General features: G+C 55.2%; 13 protein-coding genes and 3 pseudogenes. 11 read left to right on the plus strand and 5 right to left on the minus strand.

Features of this window, described 5'->3' with window-relative positions; all coding sequences use genetic code 11:
• Nucleotides 1-4 precede the first annotated feature (4 nt).
• Nucleotides 5-1,390 (plus strand): LLM class flavin-dependent oxidoreductase, encoded by a 1,386-nt coding sequence (locus ACHHV8_RS08325; protein ID WP_395157860.1) that lies wholly within the window; start codon nucleotides 5-7, stop codon nucleotides 1,388-1,390.
• Here the strand turns inward: ACHHV8_RS08325 and ACHHV8_RS08330 are convergent.
• Entirely contained in the window at nucleotides 1,354-1,848 is a 495-nt protein-coding gene (locus tag ACHHV8_RS08330; RefSeq protein ID WP_395157861.1) for a GAF domain-containing protein, read from the minus strand. The two genes, ACHHV8_RS08325 and ACHHV8_RS08330, sit on opposite strands and share 37 nt — an antisense overlap.
• 346 nt (nucleotides 1,849-2,194) lie before the next feature.
• On the opposite strand from ACHHV8_RS08330, the gene ACHHV8_RS08335 reads away from it, so the two are divergent.
• The 7 genes and pseudogenes from ACHHV8_RS08335 to ACHHV8_RS08365 all read left to right on the plus strand — a co-directional run bounded on the left by ACHHV8_RS08335 (nucleotide 2,195) and on the right by ACHHV8_RS08365 (nucleotide 10,349).
• On the plus strand, nucleotides 2,195-3,502 hold the full coding sequence (locus tag ACHHV8_RS08335; protein ID WP_395157862.1) for a homocysteine synthase: 1,308 nt from the start codon (nucleotides 2,195-2,197) through the stop codon (nucleotides 3,500-3,502).
• 73 nt (nucleotides 3,503-3,575) lie between these two features.
• Nucleotides 3,576-4,457, plus strand: a complete 882-nt coding sequence (locus ACHHV8_RS08340; protein WP_395157863.1) for a MetQ/NlpA family ABC transporter substrate-binding protein — start codon at nucleotides 3,576-3,578, stop codon at nucleotides 4,455-4,457.
• A 33-nt stretch (nucleotides 4,458-4,490) separates the two neighbouring features.
• A complete protein-coding gene (locus ACHHV8_RS08345; protein WP_395157864.1) occupies nucleotides 4,491-5,261 on the plus strand; it encodes a methionine ABC transporter ATP-binding protein in 771 nt (256 codons plus the stop codon).
• Nucleotides 5,254-5,918: pseudogene (locus tag ACHHV8_RS08350) on the plus strand (methionine ABC transporter permease). Before ACHHV8_RS08345 ends, ACHHV8_RS08350 begins: the two are co-directional and overlap by 8 nt.
• A 102-nt stretch (nucleotides 5,919-6,020) precedes the next feature.
• Nucleotides 6,021-7,345, plus strand: a pseudogene (locus ACHHV8_RS08355) (LLM class flavin-dependent oxidoreductase).
• A 337-nt stretch (nucleotides 7,346-7,682) separates the two neighbouring features.
• Nucleotides 7,683-8,633 carry a thioredoxin-disulfide reductase gene (gene trxB, locus ACHHV8_RS08360; RefSeq protein ID WP_395157865.1) on the plus strand — a complete coding sequence of 317 codons (951 nt, stop codon included), beginning with the start codon at nucleotides 7,683-7,685 and terminating at the stop codon, nucleotides 8,631-8,633.
• A 435-nt stretch (nucleotides 8,634-9,068) separates the two neighbouring features.
• On the plus strand, nucleotides 9,069-10,349 hold the full coding sequence (locus tag ACHHV8_RS08365; RefSeq protein WP_395157866.1) for an MFS transporter: 1,281 nt from the start codon (nucleotides 9,069-9,071) through the stop codon (nucleotides 10,347-10,349).
• A gap of 505 nt (nucleotides 10,350-10,854) precedes the next feature.
• On the opposite strand, the gene gcvPB is transcribed toward ACHHV8_RS08365, so the two are convergent.
• The 3 genes and pseudogenes from gcvPB to gcvT all read right to left on the minus strand — a co-directional run bounded on the left by gcvPB (nucleotide 10,855) and on the right by gcvT (nucleotide 15,100).
• The gene (gcvPB, locus tag ACHHV8_RS08370; RefSeq protein WP_395157867.1) at nucleotides 10,855-12,318 is read right to left on the minus strand and encodes an aminomethyl-transferring glycine dehydrogenase subunit GcvPB; all 1,464 of its coding nucleotides are present in this window, start codon (nucleotides 12,316-12,318) and stop codon (nucleotides 10,855-10,857) included.
• Nucleotides 12,315-13,680, minus strand: a pseudogene (gcvPA, locus tag ACHHV8_RS08375) (aminomethyl-transferring glycine dehydrogenase subunit GcvPA). Before gcvPA ends, gcvPB begins: the two are co-directional and overlap by 4 nt.
• A gap of 310 nt (nucleotides 13,681-13,990) precedes the next feature.
• Nucleotides 13,991-15,100: a glycine cleavage system aminomethyltransferase GcvT gene (gene gcvT / locus ACHHV8_RS08380; RefSeq protein ID WP_395157868.1), complete on the minus strand. Its 1,110-nt coding sequence runs from the start codon at nucleotides 15,098-15,100 to the stop codon at nucleotides 13,991-13,993.
• A 354-nt stretch (nucleotides 15,101-15,454) separates the two neighbouring features.
• Between gcvT and gcvH the strand changes: the two genes are divergently transcribed.
• Nucleotides 15,455-15,853: a glycine cleavage system protein GcvH gene (gene gcvH / locus ACHHV8_RS08385; RefSeq protein WP_395157869.1), complete on the plus strand. Its 399-nt coding sequence runs from the start codon at nucleotides 15,455-15,457 to the stop codon at nucleotides 15,851-15,853.
• A gap of 522 nt (nucleotides 15,854-16,375) precedes the next feature.
• Here gcvH and ACHHV8_RS08390 read toward each other — a convergent pair.
• Nucleotides 16,376-17,332 (minus strand): LacI family DNA-binding transcriptional regulator, encoded by a 957-nt coding sequence (locus ACHHV8_RS08390; RefSeq protein ID WP_395157870.1) that lies wholly within the window; start codon nucleotides 17,330-17,332, stop codon nucleotides 16,376-16,378.
• 832 nt (nucleotides 17,333-18,164) lie between these two features.
• Between ACHHV8_RS08390 and ACHHV8_RS08395 the strand changes: the two genes are divergently transcribed.
• Nucleotides 18,165-19,670 carry a DUF5605 domain-containing protein gene (locus ACHHV8_RS08395; RefSeq protein WP_395157871.1) on the plus strand — a complete coding sequence of 502 codons (1,506 nt, stop codon included), beginning with the start codon at nucleotides 18,165-18,167 and terminating at the stop codon, nucleotides 19,668-19,670.
• 112 nt (nucleotides 19,671-19,782) lie between these two features.
• Entirely contained in the window at nucleotides 19,783-21,219 is a 1,437-nt protein-coding gene (locus ACHHV8_RS08400; protein WP_395157872.1) for an L-fucose/L-arabinose isomerase family protein, read from the plus strand.
• The last annotated feature ends 47 nt before the right edge of the window (nucleotides 21,220-21,266 follow it).

A 21,266-nucleotide genomic window follows, 5' to 3' on the forward strand; every position in this document is an offset into this window, starting at 1 on the left:
AGAGATGGCAAGCAAGAAGCTGTTGTTAAATTTATTCGATATGAACTGCGTCGGCCATAATTCTCATGGCCTCTGGAAGCATCCTGACAACGAACGGCGCCGGTATAACGATCTGAGCTATTGGACGGATCTGGCCCAGCTGCTGGAGAAGGGGATGTTCGACGCGCTGTTCCTGGCCGATGTGATCGGCGTTTACGACGTTTATAAGCAAACACGCGATATTTCGGTTAAACATGCGGTACAGGTACCTGCTAACGATCCGGCGCTGATCGTGCCGGCGATGGCTCACGTTACACGCCATCTCGGGTTTGCCGTCACGGTCTCTACATCTTACGAGCATCCGTTCACGCTGGCCCGCCGGATGTCGACGCTGGATCACTTGACCCGGGGAAGGATCGCGTGGAACATCGTAACGTCCTATCTGCCGAATGCGGCCCGCAATTTCGGACGGGATGAAATGATCAAGCACGACGACCGCTATGCGCTGGCGGAGGAGTTCCTGGAGGTCTGCTACAAGCTGTGGGAGGGCAGCTGGGAGGAAGGGTCCGTCGTGTTCGATCCTGCGAACGACACCTATGCGGATCCGGCCAAGGTGCATGAGATCGGGCACAAGGGAGAGCATTTTCAGGTTGCGGGCCCGCATTTGTGCGAGCCGTCCCCTCAGCGGACGCCGGTCATTTATCAGGCGGGCAGCTCGGAGCGGGGCCGGGCGTTTGCGGCAAGGCATGCCGAATGCGTATTCGTAGGAGGTCAGACACCGGAGGCGCTGCGGTTTTATGTAGACGATATCCGGCGGCAGGCGAAGGCGGCGGGACGCAATCCCGAACAGATTCTGATGTTTAAAGGCTTCTCAGCCATTACAGCGCCTACCGCAGCGGAGGCGAGGGATAAGTTCGAGGAATTCAAGCAGTACCGCAACGGAGAGGCGGCGCTGGCGCAATTTTGCGGGTCGAGCGGGTACGATTTGTCGCAGCTGGATCCCGATCAGTTATTCCAATACACAGCAACCGAAGGCAATCAGACGAGGGCGGCGCAGTATACGCAGTTTACTAAACCGCGTACGGTCAGAGAGGTGATGGAATCGATTGGTAAGCTCGGCGGAGGCTGGATGAAGGTAGGGACGCCGATCGAAATTGCCGATGAAATTCAGCGGTGGGTGGACGAAACGGGAATCGACGGCTTAAATTTCGCACAGGTCGTAACACCGGGGACGGTCAAAGATTTCATCGAGCTGGTCGTACCGGAGCTGCAGAACCGGGGATTGGTGAAAGAGCAGTATGAGGAGGGCACGTACCGCCAGAAGCTGTTCGGCAATGACGGCCCGCTCCTGCCGGAGACGCATCCGGGAGCCGGCTACCGCCAGCTCGATGCGTCCTTCATCAACACCTGACAAAATTGTTCGAGATAGGTTTGATCCGCCGGTTCAAACCGGGCTTCGACCGGACTGTCGATATCCAGCACGCCGACGATGGCGCCGTCCTGATACAGCGGGATGACGATTTCCGAGCGGGATGCCGCATCGCAGGCAATATGTCCGGGGAACTGATGGACATCATCGACACGAAGCGTGCGCGCCTGCTGAACTGCGCTTCCGCATACGCCCTTGCCGACGGGAATCCGCGTGCAGGCGGGCAGGCCTTGGAACGGCCCGAGCACCAGCTCGCCTTCCTCGTCGAGCAGGTAGAAGCCGACCCAATTGATGCGGTCGAGAAATTGGCCCAGCAGGGCGGACGCATTAGCCAAATTGGCGATCCGGCCGGGCTCCCCGTCAATCAAGGCTTCCAATTGACGAAGCAGCAGGGTATACCGTTCTTCCGGTTGCCCTTCGTAAGCTTGGCTTTGAAACATAAGTTCATCGACCTCCTGAAATAAGGGTGTAATGGAGATAACCATAACATTAATGGAGCATTGTGCATGTCATCCCGAAAAGCTTCTGAGTCCGCATGAAACGGATGAACCTCGTATTCGATGAATACTCATTGCCTAATACCAATAAATCCTATATGAATAATTAAATAAAGTCAATCGCACAGGAAGGCGCCGATTCCTATCATAACACTACTTCCCGGATGCGTGAACTCTGCCCATCAGTCGACTGAAGGCAGCTTGGCTGCAGCCACTGCGGAGAAGCTGTCTTTTCCATGTACTCCTGCACCAGCCTTCCTAAACAAATTGCTGAAAAGAGGGATTTCCTATGTCCAATGAACAGAATCATGAGCGCCATTACTTGTTGGATACGCTGGCGGTTCACGCGGGTCAAGAAATCGACCCCACAACGTTTTCGAGAGCCGTCCCGATCTATCAGACGACCTCCTACGGCTTCCGGGATACCGAGCATGCGGCCAACTTGTTTGCCCTTAAGGAGCAGGGCAATATTTATACGAGGGTCATCAACCCGACTACAGATGTGTTCGAGAAACGGATTGCCGCGCTGGAAGGGGGCGTTGGCGCTTTGGGTGTCGCTTCGGGTCAGGCGGCCATCACCTATTCGATTCTGAACATTGCCGGCGCCGGGGACGAGATTGTATCCTCCGCAAGCTTATACGGAGGTACATATAATTTGTTTGCTCAAACGCTGAATAAGCTCGGCATTACGGTCAAATTCCTCGATCCGTCCGACCCGGATCATTTCCGTCAGGCGATCACGGCTAAAACCAAAGCATTGTATGCGGAAACGATAGGGAATCCGAAAGGCGACGTTCTGGATATTGAGGCGGTAGCCTCCATCGCTCATGAGCACGGCATTCCTCTGATTGTGGATAACACGTTTCCGAGCCCTTATCTGCTTCGACCGATTGAGCATGGAGCGGACATTGTCGTACACTCGGCGACCAAATTTATCGGGGGCCATGGCACTTCCATCGGCGGCGTGATCGTGGACAGCGGCAAGTTCGACTGGGCGGCCGGCGACAAGTTCCCGGGGCTGACCCAGCCGGACCCAAGCTACCACGGCCTGGTGTATACGGAGGCGGTCGGACCGCCCGCCTATATTATTAAAGCCAGAGTGCAGCTGCTTCGGGATTTGGGTGCGGCGCTGTCGCCGTTTAATTCCTTCCTGCTGCTGCAAGGGCTCGAGACGCTGCACTTACGCCTGGAGAGGCACAGCTCGAATGCGCTGAAAGCCGCCAGGTTTCTGGAGCAGCACGAGGATGTCGAGTGGGTCAGCTATCCCGGACTTGAGAGCCATCCATCCCATACGCTCGCCCAGAAATATTTGCCGAACGGCCAAGGGGCGATTCTCAGCTTCGGCATCAAAGGCGGAGCGGAAGCGGGCAAACGGCTGATCCATGCCGTGAAGCTGTTCTCTCATCTGGCGAACGTCGGCGATTCCAAATCGCTGATCATTCATCCGGCAAGCACCACGCATCAGCAGTTAAGCGAGCATGAGCAGGCTGCAGCCGGCGTGACACCGGGGTTAATCCGCCTATCGATAGGCACGGAGGCCATTGACGATATTCTTTTTGATCTGGAACAGGCGATTGCCGTAAGCCAGAAGGCGTGAGGCGCCATTTTGCCGTATTTCAATACCGACTAAATCCATAAGAAAAGTATTTTAAAGGAGCGATTCTCTATTTATGAAAAAGTCTGCCGGACTGTTACTATTAGCCCTCATGCTGCTGATCAGCGCTTGCGGCTCGCAAGCCTCCGCACCGACCGGGGGAACGGCTGCTGCCGGAGGGAACCAGGATACGAAGGAACCGAAGAAGGAAGATAAAGTCATTAAGCATATTATGAGCGACAGCGGCTTTAACGGCGATATTATCAAAATATTGAAGGACGAAGTCGCGAAGCAGGGCTATGTGCTTGAGCCGGTCATCGTCAATGATATTATTCAGCCGAACAAAATCGTCGATGATGGTCAGGCGGACTCCAATTCCTTTCAACATGAGGCTTATTTCGATCAATTCGTTACGGATCACGGGCTGAAAAATATTGTGCGCGGCTTCTACACCGTCTTCACGCCTTCGGGCCTGTATTCAAAGAAATATAAGAAAATAGAAGATGTACCGGACGGTGCGACGTTCGGCATTCCGGTCGATCCGGCCAACAACGGCCGCGCCTTGTTCATGCTGCGCGATTTGGGCCGATTAAAGCTGAAGGACGGGGTCACGGTTACCCATGCTTCGCTGAAGGATATTACCGATAATCCGCACAAGTACAAATTCAAAGAGGTCGACCAGCTGATGCTGCAGCGGACGCTGGAGGACGTGGACGTCGGCTTCCTGTTCGCAGGCACGGCGGTGCAGATCGGCTTCAAGCCGAGAACCGATGCGCTGGCGCTGGAGAAGGGCGAAGGACTGCCGTACAAAAGCATCGTAGCTGTCCGCAAAGATCTGGTCGGCTCGGAGAAGATCAAGGTGCTGGAGAAAGCTTATGAGAGCCAGGCGATCAGAGATTTCTATACAAGCAAGTACGGCGATGCGATTGAGTTTATCGACCATTTAAATAAGAAGTAAGCTGCCGGCTTACGGAAGAAGGAGCGATGCGCTGTGATTACGCTTCAACAGATTGATAAAGCTTTTCAAACCCCCGAGGGAGAACCGCTGAAGGCGATCTCCTCGGCCTCCCTTCAGATTGAAGAAGGGGACATTTACGGTATTATCGGGTTCAGCGGGGCCGGCAAATCGACGCTGCTTCGAACGATCAATTTGCTGGAACGTCCCGACAGCGGCAAGGTGATCGTCGACGGTCAGGATATGCTCGCCTTAAGCGAGAAGGAGCTGCGCCAGGCGCGGATGTCGATCGGGATGATTTTTCAGCATTTCAATCTGCTCAATAACCGTACCGTGTACGAGAATGTTTCGTTTCCTCTGGAAATTGCGGGCGTTGCAAAGGCTGACCGGAAGGCCAGGATTGAAGAATGCCTGCGGATCGTCGGGCTGGAGGACAAAGCGAATGCGTACCCGGCCAAGCTGAGCGGCGGACAGAAGCAGCGCGTAGCTATCGCCAGAGCGCTGGCGAACAGGCCGAAAGTGCTGCTGTGCGATGAACCTACGTCCTCGGTAGACCCGTCGACGACCGGCAGCATTTTGGCCTTTTTGAAGGAAATCAATGAGCGTCTCGGCATTACGATCGTTATCGTGACGCATGAAATGAATGTCATCAAATCGATCTGCAATAAGGTGGCCGTGATGGAACACGGGATTGTCGTGGAAAAATTCGAAATGAACGACACGAAGTTTGTGCCGAAATCCAATATCGCGCAATTTTTGTTCAACAATGAAATTATTCTGGATAAGCGGGAGGCGGCGTATGTTTGACAACATTATTTATGCCGGGCCGGAAATCGTGCAGGCTTTGGGCGAAACGTTCTATATGCTGATCATTACGATCCCGCTGGCCGTGCTGTTCGGCACGCCGCTCGGCACCCTTTTGTATTTGACGAGGCCCGGATCGTTCGTGAAGGCGCCGAAATTTTACCTTGTATTAAACGGGCTAGTGAACCTGGTTCGCTCGTTCCCGTTCTTGATTCTGATGATCGCTATTATTCCGATTACCCGGTTACTGGTAGGAACAGCGCTTGGCACGACCGCCGCAACGGTACCGATGGTCATTAATGCGGTCCTTATTTCGCCCGCTTCGTCGAGCAGACGCTGCTCGAGGTGAACCGCGGTGTCGTAGAAGCGGCGGAGTCCATGGGGGCGAATCGGCTTCAAATTATATGGAAGGTTCTGTATTTGGAGGCACGCTCAGGGATTGCCAACTGCATTACTATCATTACCGTCAGTTTCCTGTCTTATTCCACCGTTGCGGGATTGGTAGGCGGCGGGGGCATCGGCGATTTCGCGATCCGTTACGGTTATTACCGGTACCAGACGGACGTCATGTTTTTCACCGTCATTCTGATGGTCGCCTTCGTGCAAGTTTTCCAGTTCGCGGGGAATTTTATCGTGCGCAAGCTGGATAAGCGGCTCTAGCAAATACGGTCCACAATCAACGGAGGTGAGGCTTGCATGTCAGCGAAACCAATTCATTTAAACGCATTCGAAATGAACTGCGTAAGCCATTTATCGCATGGAATGTGGGTTCACCCGGACAATAACCGGCACCGCTACACCGATCTGACGTATTGGACGGAGCTTGCGAAGCTGCTGGAGAAAGGGAAATTCGATGCGTTGTTTTTGGCGGATGTGGTGGGTGCTTACGATACGTATAAAGGGGGCATCGAAACGTCGCTGAGAGAGGCGGTACAAATTCCGTGCAACGATCCGCTGCTGATCGTACCGCCTATGGCGATGGTGACCGAGCATTTGGGCTTCGCCGTCACCTTCTCCACCACGTATGAGCATCCGTACGGGCACGCGCGCCGCATGTCCACGCTGGATCATCTGACCCGAGGACGGGTAGGCTGGAACGTGGTCACCTCTTATCTGCCCAGCGCGGCAAAAAACTACGGCCTCGACCGGATGGTTCCGCACGATGAAAGGTACGAGCGCGCCGACGAATATATGGAAGTATGCTACAAGCTGTGGGAGAGCAGCTGGGAGGAGGGAGCGGTGATCCGCGACACTGCATCCCGTGTCTACACCGACCCTGCCAAAGTTCATGAGATTCAGCATGAAGGGAAATATTTCCGTTTGCCCGGACCGCACCTGTGCGAGCCGTCGCTGCAAAGGACACCGGTCATTTATCAGGCGGGCAGCTCGGTCGGGGGCGGGCATTCGCGGCCAAGCATGCGGAATGCGTGTTTCTGGGCGCGCCGTCCATAGAGGCGTTGAAGCAGTTCATCGCGGATATCCGCAGCCAGGCGCAAGCGTTCGGACGTCAGCCCGAGCATATCAAAATGTTTACAGGACTCTCTGTCATCGTCGGAAGGACGGAGGGGGAAGTCCGGAGCAAGGTGGAGGAATATACCCGGCTGCGCAGCGTCGAAGGCGTGCTCGCACACTATGGCGGCTCCAGCGGCTACGATTTGTCCAAGTACGGGCCGGACGATTTCCTGGAGTATGTAGATACGGATCACGGACAAACGGCGGCAAGCCGGTTTACGCGCCATAACCGCAAAAATGTAGGTCAAATTATCGAAACCTTTAAAACGCTCGGCGGCCAGTCGCCGTTTTTTATCGCGGGAACGCCCGGACAGGTGGCGGACCGGATTCAGCAGTGGGTGGAGGCCACAGATCTCGACGGCTTTAATCTTACCCAGTTTTTATCCCCCGGCACGTTCGAGGATTTCATCGAGCTGGTCATTCCCGAGCTGCAGAGCCGGGGATTGTACCGGACGGACTATGAGGAAGGCACCTTCCGCGAGCGGTTATTCGGAAAAGGGAACCGGCTGACCCCGGCAGGCCACCCGTCCGCCGTCATCCGTGAACAAGCGTTTCCGCTGTCCGTGCAGAACTGAAAAGGGAACCGGCTGACCCGGCGTGCCACCCGTCTGTGGTCATTCATGAACAAGCGTTTCCGCTGTCCGTGCAGAAATGAAAAGGGAACCGGCTGACCCGGCGTGCCACCCGTCTGTGGTCATTCATGAACAAGCGTTTTCGCCGTCTGCACAAAACTGAACAATACAGCTGCTTCCCGTGAATCCGGGCTCGAGCGGCTGTATTTTTTTCGCGGCAAAGGCTTCACAATACCTTCATCAACATTTCATCTAATCTTCATTCAAAATACGCACGAAGCAGGTATGATAGTCACATAAGCCAATTATATCTAAAGCACGCATTGAAGGAGTGGATACGATGTATAAATCAGTTATTATCGGAACGGGGCCTGCGGGCCTGACAGCAGCAATTTACTTGGCAAGAGCGAACTTGAATCCGCTCATTATCGAAGGTCCCGAGCCTGGCGGTCAGCTGACCACAACGACAGAAGTCGAAAACTTCCCTGGATTCCCGCAAGGCATCATGGGCCCGGAATTGATGGATAACATGCGCAAGCAAGCCGAAAGATTCGGTGCGGAGTTCAAATCCGGCTGGGTGAATAAAGCCGACTTGTCCAAACGTCCGTTTATTTTAACCGTTGAAGGGCTGGGCGAGATTCAAACGGAAACGCTGATTATCTCGACAGGCGCTTCGGCCAAATATTTGGGCATTCCCGGAGAAAAAGAAAACGTCGGCCGCGGTGTCAGCACCTGCGCAACCTGTGACGGCTTCTTCTTCCGTAATAAAAAAATTATCGTCATCGGCGGCGGCGATTCCGCAATGGAAGAAGCGAACTTCTTGACGCGCTTTGCATCCGAGGTTGTGCTGGTCAACCGCCGCAGCGAGCTCCGCGCATCGAAAATTATGCACGACCGCGCCCGGGACAACGCGAAAATCAGCTGGAGCCTGAACCGTACACCGCTTGAGGTCATTAGCGGCGAACGCGGCGTAACCGGCCTGAAGGTCAGGAACAATGAGACCGGGCTGGAGGAAGTGATCGAAACGGACGGTGTATTCGTCGCTATCGGCCACAGACCGAATACGGCGTTCCTTGAGGGGCAGCTGACAACGGATGAGCAGGGCTATTTGATCGTGAATCCCGGTACGACGGAAACGAATATCCCAGGCGTATTCGCCTGCGGCGACGTACAGGATAACCGTTACCGTCAAGCGATCAGCGCAGCGGGAACCGGCTGCATGGCCGCGCTGGACAGCGAACGCTTCTTGGAATCCGTCGAGCACAGTCACAAAACGGAAGCTTCCGTTTAATCGAATTTCATCAATATTTTGCGGCATGCCGGGCTAACAACGCCTTGGCATGCCGTTTCTTTTTGCAGAAGCAAGGGGCCTGCTTGAACGTTGCATATTCGCTGCTGTCTGCGACCCGCAGGACAGAATAGGAGGCAAGCAGGGGTGTTTATCGTTATAGAGCGTCTCGTCTCCACGCGATCGCTGTTTATCGAGGCTCCCACTAAGGAACATATACCTTTCAGCTGCGCCTTGGCACGAAGGAAAAATCCGCGGAATATTACGTAAATCCTTCCAGTGTCGTATGAATCACACCACGGACGATTCCGAGGGGGATTTTATATCAAAATCGGCGGTTTCTGCGACTTGAACTTCGCCGCCAAACATGGGATTCTGTTAATGATTCGTCTACAAAAGCTGTATAGACTGACGAATACTAGGAGACGGACAGAAGAGATGAAAACCGGCAAATATGTCAATTTTCTTGGATTGCAAATGGATCGCGGCACCTGGAGCAACTTCCGGTGGGATGTTTTCGGAGCGGCGCTGTTCAGCCTCTTCAATGTAGTGTTCAACCAATTTTACGTGCCGATTTCGATTCGTCATGGAGCGAGCGAGTTTCAAGTCGGTCTGCTGACGGCGGCGCCGGCGATCGGTCTGCTGTTCTCGCCTTTGTGGGCGGGCATCGTGGAGCGAGGCAATCCGAAGCCATTCGTCGTCATTCCGCAGCTTATTGCCAGAGCGCTGATTCTGGTACCGGCTTTTTTCACGGCTCCCTGGGTATTCGTCACGGTGGCCCTGGTGTTTCAGCTGCTGATGGGCATTCAGGCTCCGGCCTATGCGGCCGTTATTACACAGATTTATCCCGCTGCATTGCGGGGAAGGCTGATGGGGAATGTACGCGTGGTCATGGGCGTCTTAATGATTCCAATGGCTTACCTTGTCGGGCTATGGATCGATTCCAGGGGAAGCTCCGAGATCATTGTCGCAGCTTCGATCCTGGGCGTGTTCTCGATTCTTTGCTTCCAGCGGGTGAAAGCACTGGAACCGGAAGAAGCGAACGATAACCCGACGGTTAAGGTAATGGACAAGAAGCCTAAGGAAAGGACAACGTTCATCCAGCAGCTGCAGCTGATAAAAGGAAACAAGGCGCTGATTCTTTTTCTGTCCGCTACGACGTTAGCCGGCTTCGGCAACTTGCTGGCGAATCCGCTTTATTTCATTATTCAAGTTTCTACGCTGGGGTTAAGCAATCTGGAAATCGGCTATATTCGGGTGGCCTATTTTACCTGTCTTTTTCTGGCTTATCTTACGATGGGCTGGGTTATTGACCGCTACTCTCCGAAAACCGCGCTGACCTTCGGGTTTATGGGATATACACTGGTTCCGCTTTTATACGGCTTTATCGGCAACTATCCGGCAGCCATCATAGCCGGAGGGCTGCAGGGCTTCGGCGATGCCGTATGGGATATCGGCTGCTTGACGTATGTGTTCCGGATTGCAAAAGGAAAGGAAGCCGTCGTATTCGGTCTTCATCTGATGCTGTTCGGTATCCGGGGCACGATCGGTCCGCTGCTCAGCACGTCGCTGATCGGCAGTATGTCCATACAGATCATTCTTGGAACGGCGGCCCTGTTCGCCGCGCTCGGACTGCTGTTGCTGCTTCGCTCCGGGAAAAAAGATGCGCGCCTCCCATCGCAGCAGGTCAACCCATCGTTGTCTTTGGGGGATGGATAAAAATAGAAAACAGTCCGGTCGCCATCAGGGTGCCGGACTGTTTTTTTGTGAACAGCTTCGCTGAGAGTTTTAATAACGAAACAAGGGAGGGAGCAGTGCATTCGCAGTGGAAGCGGGACAAAGGACGAAAAAGCAAGCTGAGACTGGAGGCTAGGCGACATAAGCAAATCTGGGCCAGATTTACTTATGTGGCTAAGAGCAAACCAGGGTCAGGCTACATCGCTGAAATGGCTGAAAGCAAACGATGTGACCAGGCTCTATGGGCTAAAAGCAAAACGGGATCATGCTTAATGGGCTAAAAGCAAATCAGGATCAGACTCTGCGGGATAAAAGCAGCCGACGATCAGACTCTATGTGCTAAAGCAAACCAGGGTCAGGCTCTACGAGCTAAAAGCAAGCCGTAGCCAGGCTCTATGGGCAAAAGCAAACCGGGATCAGGCCCTATGCGCTAAAAAGCAGCTCTGCCCCCCTTGGCGTATACAGCCGGGGGCCGGCTGTTTATCCGTCAGCTGTACCCGCAGGAGCAGTTCAGCACCGGCTTGCGGGCGGCCGTCGCCTCATCCAGCCGGCGGACCGGCGTACCGTGAGGCGCCTGGAGCAGCAGCTCCGGCTGGTCGGCAGCCTCCCGGGCGATTTGAATCATCGCCTCGATGAACGCATCGAGCGTCTGCTTGCTCTCCGTCTCCGTCGGCTCGATCATGATGCATTCTTCGACGTTGAGCGGGAAATAAACGGTCGGCGGATGGTAGCCGAAGTCCAGCAGACGTTTCGCGACATCGAGCGTGCGGACACCGTATTTTTTCAAGCTGCGCCCCGACAAGACGAATTCATGCTTGCAGGGTCCGGGATACGGGAGCTCGAAATAAGGAGCCAGCCGGTGCATCATATAATTGGCGTTCAGCACCGCGCACTCCGATACCAGCCGAAGGCCTTCGGGGCCGTAGGTTCGAATGTAGGTGTAGGCGCGGACGAGAATGCCGAAGTTGCCGTAAAAAGCTTTGACCCTGCCGATTGAATCGGGACGATTCTCATCCAGATAAAAGCTGCCGTCCGCCCGCTTCGCAGCAACGGGCTTCGGAAGAAACGGCACAAGCTTCTGTTTGACGCCGACGGGCCCGGCGCCGGGACCGCCGCCGCCGTGCGGCGTGCTCATCGTCTTGTGCAGGTTCAAATGCACGACGTCGAAGCCCATGTCGCCGGGCCGGGTAATACCCATGATTGCGTTGGAGTTCGCGCCGTCATAATAGAGCAGGCCGCCTGCATCGTGAACGATTTTGGCGATTTCCGCAATGTGCTCCTCGAACAAGCCGAGTGTGCTCGGATTGGTCAGCATGAGCGCAGCCGTGTCCGGACCGACGGCGGCCCGCAGCGCATCCAGATCGACATGTCCGCGCGCATTTGACGGAATCGTCACTGTGCGAAAGCCGGCGGCGGTGGCGCTCGCCGGATTGGTGCCGTGCGAGGAATCGGGGACGATGACCTGCGTCCGCCGCTCCCCGCGGCTCTCGTGATACGCACGGATCATCATGAGCCCCGTCCACTCGCCGTGCGCTCCGGCGGCAGGCTGCAGCGTCACTTGTTCCATCCCGGTCAGCGCCGCCAGGTCGTTTTGCAGCGTGTACATCAGTTCAAGCGCTCCCTGAACGGACGATTCGGGCTGGTACGGATGCAGACATGCGAATCCCGGCAGACGGGCGGTATCTTCGTTGATTTTCGGGTTATATTTCATCGTACAGGAGCCGAGCGGGTAAAAGCCGTTGTCCACACCGAAGTTGCGGCGGGACAGCTCGGTGTAGTGGCGGACGACGTCGACCTCGTACACCTCCGGCAGCTGAGCGGGCGTTTCGCGCAGCAGTCCGGCAGGGATCAGCTCGGCCGGATCGGTTTCCGGCACATCGCAGCCGGGCAGCGAATAAGCGATACGCCCAGGCTGGCTCAGCTCGAAGATGAGCGCTTTGTCGGGCTTCATACGCATACCTCCATTTCCGCGGCGAAGGCGTCGATCTCGGCCTTCGTCCTTTTTTCGGTTACGGCAATGAGCAGATGATTGCGCAGCTCGGGGTAGGCACGGCCAAGATCGAAACCCCCGATGATTCCGGCCTTGAGCAGCCGCTCGTTCAGCTCCGTCAGGCGGATATGATCGGGCAGCCGGAGCACGAACTCGTTAAAAAAGGGAGCCTGAAACGGCATTGCAGCGCCCGGCAGTTTCTCGGCCAGCGCCCGGGCGGCATAATGAGCCTTTTGCAGGTTGAGCCGGGAGACGTCCTGCATCCCTTTTTTGCCCATGACGGATAAGTAGACCGAGGCGCACAAGGCGAGCAGCGCCTGATTGGAGCAAATATTCGAGGTAGCCTTCTCACGTCGTATATGCTGCTCGCGTGCCTGCAGCGTCAGGACGAAGCCGCGCTTGCCGTCGCGGTCGACGGTCTGGCCGACAATGCGGCCGGGAATGCGGCGCATGAGCGGCTCGGCCACCGCGAAGAAGCCGCAGGTCGGCCCGCCGAAGGCCGGATGGATGCCGAGCGGCTGGGCATCGCCGACGACGATGTCGGCTCCCAGCTTGCCGGGAGCCTCCAGCAGCCCCAGCGACAGCGGATTGGCGCTGACGACAAGCAGTCCTTTCCCGGCATGGGCGATCGCTTCTATGGCCCGAAGATCCTCAATGCAGCCGAAAAAATTCGGCGACTGCACCAGGACGGCGGCGGTGTCCGCTGACGCGGCTGCGGCAGCAAGCTCCGTCAAGTCGGTGACACCGTCCCGGCAGCCGACTTCAACGACCTCCAGACGCAAGCCCCGGGCCATGATCTGCACCAAGGCTCTGGCCTCCGGATCGGACCGTGCGCGATACGATGAGCTTGCTGCGCTGTGTCGCCGCACAGGCCAGAGCGCCGGCTTCGCCGAGGGTGGTAGCCCCGTCGTACATGCTTGCATTGGCGACGGCCATGCCGGTCAGCTCGCAAATATAGGATTGAAATTCAAAAATAGCCTGCAGCTCCCCTTGGCTGATTTCCGGCTGGTAAGGGGTGTAGGCGGTGTAAAATTCGGCGCGGGAGATCAGATGCTGAATAACCGCAGGGATATGATGATCGTAAATCCCCGCTCCGAGAAAACTGGTATAACGCTCGGTGTCCGCATTGCGTCCGGCAAGCTGCTTCATATGCCGAAGCAGCGCAAGCTCGTCTAGTCTGCCGGACATGGGCAGCGTACCGCTGTAGCGCAGCGCTTCGGGAATATCCCCAAACAAGTCGTCGACCGATGCGGCGCCGATCGTTTGGAGCATTTCGGCCCGGTTCAGGTCCGTCATCGGCAGGTAACGGTGAGAATTCGTCATCGGAGCATTACTCCTTTCACGGTAGGTTGCACAGAGCTTAAACGGACAGAGGGACTAGGTATGGCAGGAATGAATGAGAAGCATAAGGTGGCCAGTGGCCGGCTAAGGGCCGCAAAGCAGCAATATCAGCAAACGCCTAATGAACTTTAGGGACTGAAGGATCTGAAGGAACGGTCTCGAATGGGATTATTATTGGGATGGATAAGGGGATAGGGTGATTGATCGACAATGCGGCCTAGCCGCTTTGTCGGCAGGCTGTACAGGTGAAAAAAATCGGCAGCAGACTAGGCTGCAAGCATCGTTTTTGCTGCTAAGCCTGCTTTTTACGCCGGTAAAAAGGCGTCTCGACGACGACGGCCTGCAGCGGCTTGCCGCGTATGCCGACTTGGCACCGGGTACCGGGCAGGGCATATGCCGCTTGCAGCAGCGCCAGCCCAAGCGGCCGCTTGAGCGTCGGGGACTGCGTACCCGACGTGATTTCGCCGATTTGCCTGCCATCGGCGAACACCGGGTAGTGCGCGCGGGGGATGCCGCGCTCCAGGAGCTCGATGCCGACGAGCTTGCGCGGCACGCCGGCGGCTTGCTGCTTCAACAGCGCATCGCGTCCGATGAATTCGCCCTTCGTCAGCTTGACGAAGGAGGCTAACCCCGCTTCCAGCGGGGTGACGGACGCGCTGAGCTCCTGGCCGTACAGCGGCAGCTTCGCCTCGAAGCGAAGCGTATCGCGAGCGCCAAGGCCGGCCGGGAGCAGCCCGAGCGGCTCGCCTGCTTCGATCAGCATCTGCCAGACGCGAATCGCATCATCTGCGTGCAGATACAGCTCAAAGCCGTCCTCTCCGGTGTAGCCGGTACGGGAGACGAGAGCGGGGATGCCATCGATGGAGGCATCTTGGATAAAGTGAAACGGACGCAGCTCACCGAGCTTTGCTTCCGTCATAACACGGGATAATATTATCTCCGCCTGCGGCCCTTGAAGCGCCAGCAGCGCCGTTTGAGCGGAGCGATTTGCCAAATCGGCACCTTCGCTCAGGTGCTGCGACAGCCAAGCCCAATCCGCCTCGATATTTGAAGCGTTCACGACAAGCATATATTGATCGGAGGCCAGACGGTAAACGAGCAGGTCGTCGACGACGCCGCCATGATCGAAGCATAGGAGTGAGTACTGCGCCTGCCCATCGGTCAAACGGGAAACGTCGTTGGTCGTCACCCGCTGCAGGAAGCTTCCCGCCTGTGGCCCTGTAACGAGAAATTCACCCATATTCGAGACGTCGAACAGCCCAGCCTGATTTCGGACGGCATCATGCTCGCGTTGGATGCCGGAGAATTGGACCGGCAGCTGCCAGCCGCCAAAATCGATACAGCGCAGACCGGGATACGATGCATAAATGGGGAAGAGCGGCGTTGTTTTCAATCCGTTCATAGGACACCTCCGATCGTAAAGTGGACGATGACAAGTCGATGAGGATATTTCAACAAGGGGCGGCAGAACTAGCTGCGGTCCGGCCAAGCTGTACGGCTGACAGAGGTTCCTGCCTTATTATACGCGCCAGGGCAGGCAGTAAGACGTCCAAGGATGACAAGTCCAACCTGCGGAGCTGCGGGTCGGACACCTGCCGCACTCCAGCTTGAATTATTGTCTGTAGCTTCATTAATACGCCTATGGACAAGCAGCTGTCAATACTATTTTGTCTTTTTCCGCTCGTCCGCGCGTACAATACATTATAGAAGTGAAAAGAAGAGACGAGGGGCATATTCCGTCAGGAGGGTGAACGCAGTGAGCGCCATCGAACCGCAATTTAAGTATACGGAAGAGCATGAATGGGCGGAAAAAACCGCAGACCGCATGGTCAGAATCGGAATCACCGATTTTGCCCAGCATCAGCTGGGGGACATCGTGTTTGTAGAGCTGCCTGCTGCGGGAAAGCAGGTGGAAGCAGGAGAGGCTTTGGGCGTGATTGAATCGGTCAAAACGGTGGCGGACTTGTTCAGTCCTGTAAAGGGAAACATCATTTCGGTAAATGAAGCGCTGCTCGATGCGCCGGAGCTGCTGAATAACGAGCCCTACGGCTCGGGCTGGATCATGGAGATAGAGGTGGACGGGGAAGCCGATGAGGCGCTTGCACCGCTGCTTACGGCAGAGGCGTACGCGAAGCTGACCGACGAACAAGCATAGAGGTACGCAGACAGCTGCCTGCCTATACTGCAACGCTGGTTAGCAGTGGACTGGGCGAGGACTTATTCGCAAGCCCTATACAAAGTTATCGCAAAAAGCTGCCTGCGCATGCTGCAAGGATGGCAGGTAGTGGACTAGGCGAGGACTTATCCGCAAGCTAAAAAAGGTTTGCAGATAGCTGTCAGCCCATGCCACAAGGACGGTGGGCAGCGTCTGGACCAGGACCAATCCCTAGGTAGTTTCATGATTTTGAATAATACACACGATTCGTGTAAGGCACAACACAGTTCGTGTAAAGCAAAGCATGCGTCCAGACATGACGCGGCACGGATTAGATAAGGTACAGAAGGAGGGAAGAAGTACTCAGTGCATAACATGAGACTCCTTCCCTCTATATTTTGTGTCCAGCCGGTTTCGGTTTGCAGGAAGGTTCCCTCTAGCTAAGCTCCACCGCTTTGCAGGATTGACGAATAACGAGCTGCGTATCGATAAACGATTTCAATTTGACCTTATCTTCATGCTCTACGACATCGAGCAGCTTTGCGACAGCAAGCTCGGCAATCGCGGCTTTTTCGACGTGACCGTCGTCAGCTCCGGGGTGATAATAGTAGATTCATGAATGTTATCGAAGCCGATCACGGACAAATCCTCGGGAATCCGGATACCCAGCTCGGTGCAGGATTTGATTACGCTGATGGCGATATAATCACATTCGCAGAATAAAGCTGTAGGAAGCTCGCCGTCAAGCTTTTGAAGCCCGAGCTTGAATTCCTCCTGGGAGGAGACAATGGTCGGCGGCACGGAGAACCAGTGCGCATCCTCTACGCGCAGCTGCATTTCCTCCAGCGCTTGAAGAAAGCCTTTCTTGCGCGCATCAAAATTATACATGCGGGAATCGGACTGTACGTACCCGATCCGGCGGTGTCCCAGCTCGATCAGGTGCCGGGCGGCTTGGTAAGCGCCCATCACATTATTCATGACGATAAAATTGACGTTCAGCGTCTCGAAGCAGGTGTCGAGCACGACTAAATTCGGCTGTTTTCTTGCAATGAGCCCGACTTGCTGCGCTGTCAGGTTCGTGCCGAGCAGAATCATTCCGCTGGTTTCATTCTCATTTTCCATGGTCAGAATCGTTTCCTCCATGGTTTCGGTGGGCACTGAGGAGTAGAACAACGAATAGCCTCTCATCCGGCACTGTTCCTCAATATGGTGAATTAGCTCCATAAAGAAAGGCTGCTTGTTGAATTGCTCCAGCACAATACCGGAATTGGTGCAGGCGACAAAGCGAAGCGTGTGGGACAAGCTGGTTTTTTTATCGGGCTTAACCGTCGTTCGCGGCTGGTAGCCGTGTTCCTCCGCGATTTGCCAAATTTTGCTCCGCGTTTCCTCGCTGATCCCCGATTTACCGCTCAAAGCCAGCGATACGGCCGATTTGGACACATTCGCCAGCCGGGCTATATCTTCCATTTTTATTTTCATTTCATATGACACTCCTCGTAGGGGACAACGGTCTGTTCGAACTAAACAAGTTTAGTTTATATGATCCGGTTTAGATTGACAAGAAATAATTTAGCAGCATTTATTTTATGGATACATCTAAGAAAAATGAGTTTAAGCATCATGAGATTAACCAGGGAAAAGCACGATTGAACTAAACTTAGTCATTTATTTTAGTAATTTTTGAAATAAATAAGAAAAATTTTTACTAAAATATATTGACCTGTTTAGAAAACAGGTGTTATGATTTGGTGGAAGTTGGCAGCGAATACAAGGTTTGAGGCTGTGAAGTCAATCGAATAGAATGGTGCAAGCTGGAGTTCGATTGACCACCGCGCAGCGCTGCAATACATGCTTTGGATTCGTGCTGATTGGAAAATAGCAAAAAACCGGCCGACACATCGCTGTAGAACTGCCAGAAGAGATGTCTTATCATTTTTTTGCATTGAAAGCGATTTCGAAATTATTTTTACTGAAGGGGTTTGTTTATAAACGAGTTTAGTTCAACGAAGGTTTAGCAAGCCACGCCGGGTAATATGTCCGGAAAGTCAGGCGGTAAAGCGACCATTCCTGGATAGGCGGATTTTCGGATAACCCGGTGGTTGCTGAAGAGGCCGGCCGGGCAGGCTGCACGGCATCCTAAGGAAGACAGAACAGGAAATCGTTGATTGGAAACGTGAAGTATTAGAAGCACAAGAAGCATGGGAGACAGGGGAAGAACGACAGCGCAAGAAGCATGGAAAGAACGGCAACCGCGAGAAGCACCGCAAGCGCGGGAAGCACGGGGAACTAGTGAATAGGGAGGAGCAAGCAAATGACTATCGGGCACGAACTGAACAGCCGCGAAATCGAATGCTGGGGGCTGCTGGAGCTTAGGCTGCAGGGGCCTTCCGAAGGCAATCCGTTTAAGGAAGTCGAGCTGGGAGCCGAGTTTGTCTACAAGCACCGCGTGGCCCGTGCGGACGGTTTTTATAACGGCCAGGGCCAATATATCATCCGGTTCATGCCGGACGCCGAGGGCGAATGGGTTTATAAGCTACGCAGCAGCCGGAAGGAATGGGACGGAGCAGAGGGAAGCTTCACCTGCACTACGCCGAAGGAAGGAAATCATGGCCCGGTGCGGGTCCGTTCGGCGGTGCATTTTGCCTATGAAGACGGCACGCCGTACCGGCCGTTCGGCACGACCTGCTACGTCTGGACGCACCAGGCCGATACGATTCAGGAAGAGACATTGGAGTCGCTTCGGCAGGGGCCTTTTAATAAAATCCGCATGTGCGTCTTTCCGAAACGGTACAGCTTTAATATGAATGAGCCTGACTGTTTTCCGTTTGCCGGCTCCAGAGATGAGGGATTTGACTGGACGCGGTTTAATCCCGTTTATTTCGAACGGCTGGAGAAACGAATCGTGCAGCTGCAGCAGCTCGGCATCGAGGCGGATCTTATTCTGTTTCACCCGTACGATCAAGGCCATTGGGGCTTCGACCGGATGGACGCGGAGACTGACGCCCGGTACTTGCGTTATGTTATCGCGCGGTTGGGCGCTTACCGCAACGTCTGGTGGTCGCTTGCCAACGAGTTCGACTTCATGCAGACGAAGACGATGGACGATTGGGACCGTTTCTTCCGCATCGTGCAGGAGAATGACCCTTATCAGCATTTAAGATCGATCCATAACGGGACGAAAATGTATGATCCTGCGAACCTGGTCCTCTACGATCATAACAAGCCTTGGGTAACTCACGTCAGCATGCAGTACTGGGAGCTGACGCCTACAACCGCGTGGCTGAAGCGTTACGGTAAGCCGGTTGTCGTGGACGAATGCTGCTACGAAGGCAATTTGCCGCAGCGGTGGGGCAATATTAGCGGGATGGAAATGACCGCACGCTTCTGGGACGGCTTCACGCGGGGCGGCTCGGTAGGACATGGAGAAACATTCCTGAACCCGGAGGAAGTCATCTGGTGGTCCAAAGGCGGCAAGCTTCAGGGCGAAAGTCCGCAGCGGATCGCATTCCTGCGGGCCATCTTGGAGGAAGCGCCTTGGGATGCCGTACCGATCGAACGGATGCGGGATGCGCCGGCGATTGGGGTTGAGGGCGAGTATTACTTGCAATATTTCGGGCTGCACTGCCCGGCATACCGGGAACTGGCGCTGCCGGAGGATCGCTCCTTCCGCATCGATCTGATCGATACGTGGAACATGACGGTCGCTTCGCTGGAAGGCACATACTCGGGAGCCGTCCGCATCGATTTGCCCGGGGCGCCTTATTTTGCCATTCGGGCGACAGCCGCAGCTGCGGAGCAGGCGGGGATGAGCAGTTAACAAACGGCGGCGCAGACGGAGCTCGTTCCGATGCCGAAAGGCTTGAATGATGAGCGTGACCTGCCGGCGCCGCCGTTATTTTTTACGAGACGGGTAAAGGAGGAACTCGGCTATGGGGAAACTAAAGCTCGGCTACGCGCCGACGAGGCGATTCGTGTTCAGCGCGGAGGATGCGTTCAACTATAAAGTAATCATCCGGGAAAAAATGGAGAGCTTCGGACTAAATATCGATATTGTGGATCTGGAGGGGCTGAATTCGGAAGGGCTGCTCTACGACGACCTGTACAATGCCGAGGCGATCATAAAGCATTTTCAGCGCGAGGAGGTTGACGCGGTATTTTTTCCGCACTGCAACTTCGGCACGGAGGACATGGTCGGCCGTGTGGCCAAGGCGCTCGGCAAGCCGGTGCTGCTTTGGGGGCCGCGGGACGAGGCGCCGCTCGAGGACGGAACAAGGCTGCGCGACACGCAGTGCGGCCTGTTCGCTACAGGCAAAGTCTTGCGTCGTTTTAACGTCCCGTTCACTTACATTACGAATTCCCGTGTCGATGACCCGGTATTCGAGAGGGGCTTCCGCAATTTTGTGGCGGCAGCCAATGTAGTGAAGGCGTTCTGCCGCCTGCGCATTTTGCAAATCGCTCCAAGGCCGGCATCGTTCTGGACGATGATGTGCAATGAAGGCGAGCTGCTGGAACGGTTCGGCATCGAGATTTATCCGATTACGCTGGAGGATATCAAGAATGCCGCCAAGCGGATCGAAGCGAAGGGCGGCGCCGAGCTGGAGGAGGCGGTCAGCTACATCCGGGAGCAGCTGGATTTCTCCGAGGTGGGCGAAGAGGCGGTCGGTAAAATCGCATCCCTTAAGGTGGCCATGAAGCAGTATGCCGTAAAAACGGACAGCACGGCCATTGCGATTCAATGCTGGTCCTCGCTGCAGGATGTGATGGGAATTATGCCCTGTCTTGCGAATGCGATTCTGACGGATGAGCAGATTCCGGTCACCTGTGAAACGGACATCCACGGGGCGATTACTTCGGTTATGGTGCAGGCGGCGTCGATGAATACGAAGCCGACCTTTTTCGCGGACCTGACGATCCGCCATCCGGACAATCCGAACGGCGAGCTGCTGTTCCACTGCGGCAATTTTCCCGTGTCGCTCAGCGCCGAGGAAAAGCCGAAGCTGCGCAAGCACTTTTTGTTCGAGGATCATTCGCCGGGGACGCATGAAGGAGAAATCCGGGGAGGAGAAATGACGCTGGCGCGGTTTGACGGCGATCACGGGGAATATTCGATCTTCCTGGGCAAGGCCAAAGGCACGGAGGAACCGTATACGCGCGGCTCTTACGTCTGGGTTGAGGTGAACGATTGGCCGCTGTGGGAGGAAAAGCTTGTGAAAGGGCCGTATGTGCACCATTCCGTAGGGATTCACGAGAATGTCATCCCGGCTTTGTATGAAGCCTGTAATTATATTCCCGGGCTCCAGCCCGATCCGGTCGATCCGACCGAGAGCGAAATTCAAGCCTGGCTGCGCGGCGGCGAGTGGAGATAAGAGCGGTTCGTTGGTGAAATACGGCTGCGGCAGAGCGTTACTGTTCG

This window comes from Paenibacillus sp. TAB_01 (genome assembly GCF_043945595.1).
Taxonomy (GTDB): Bacteria; Bacillota; Bacilli; order Paenibacillales; family NBRC-103111; genus Paenibacillus_S.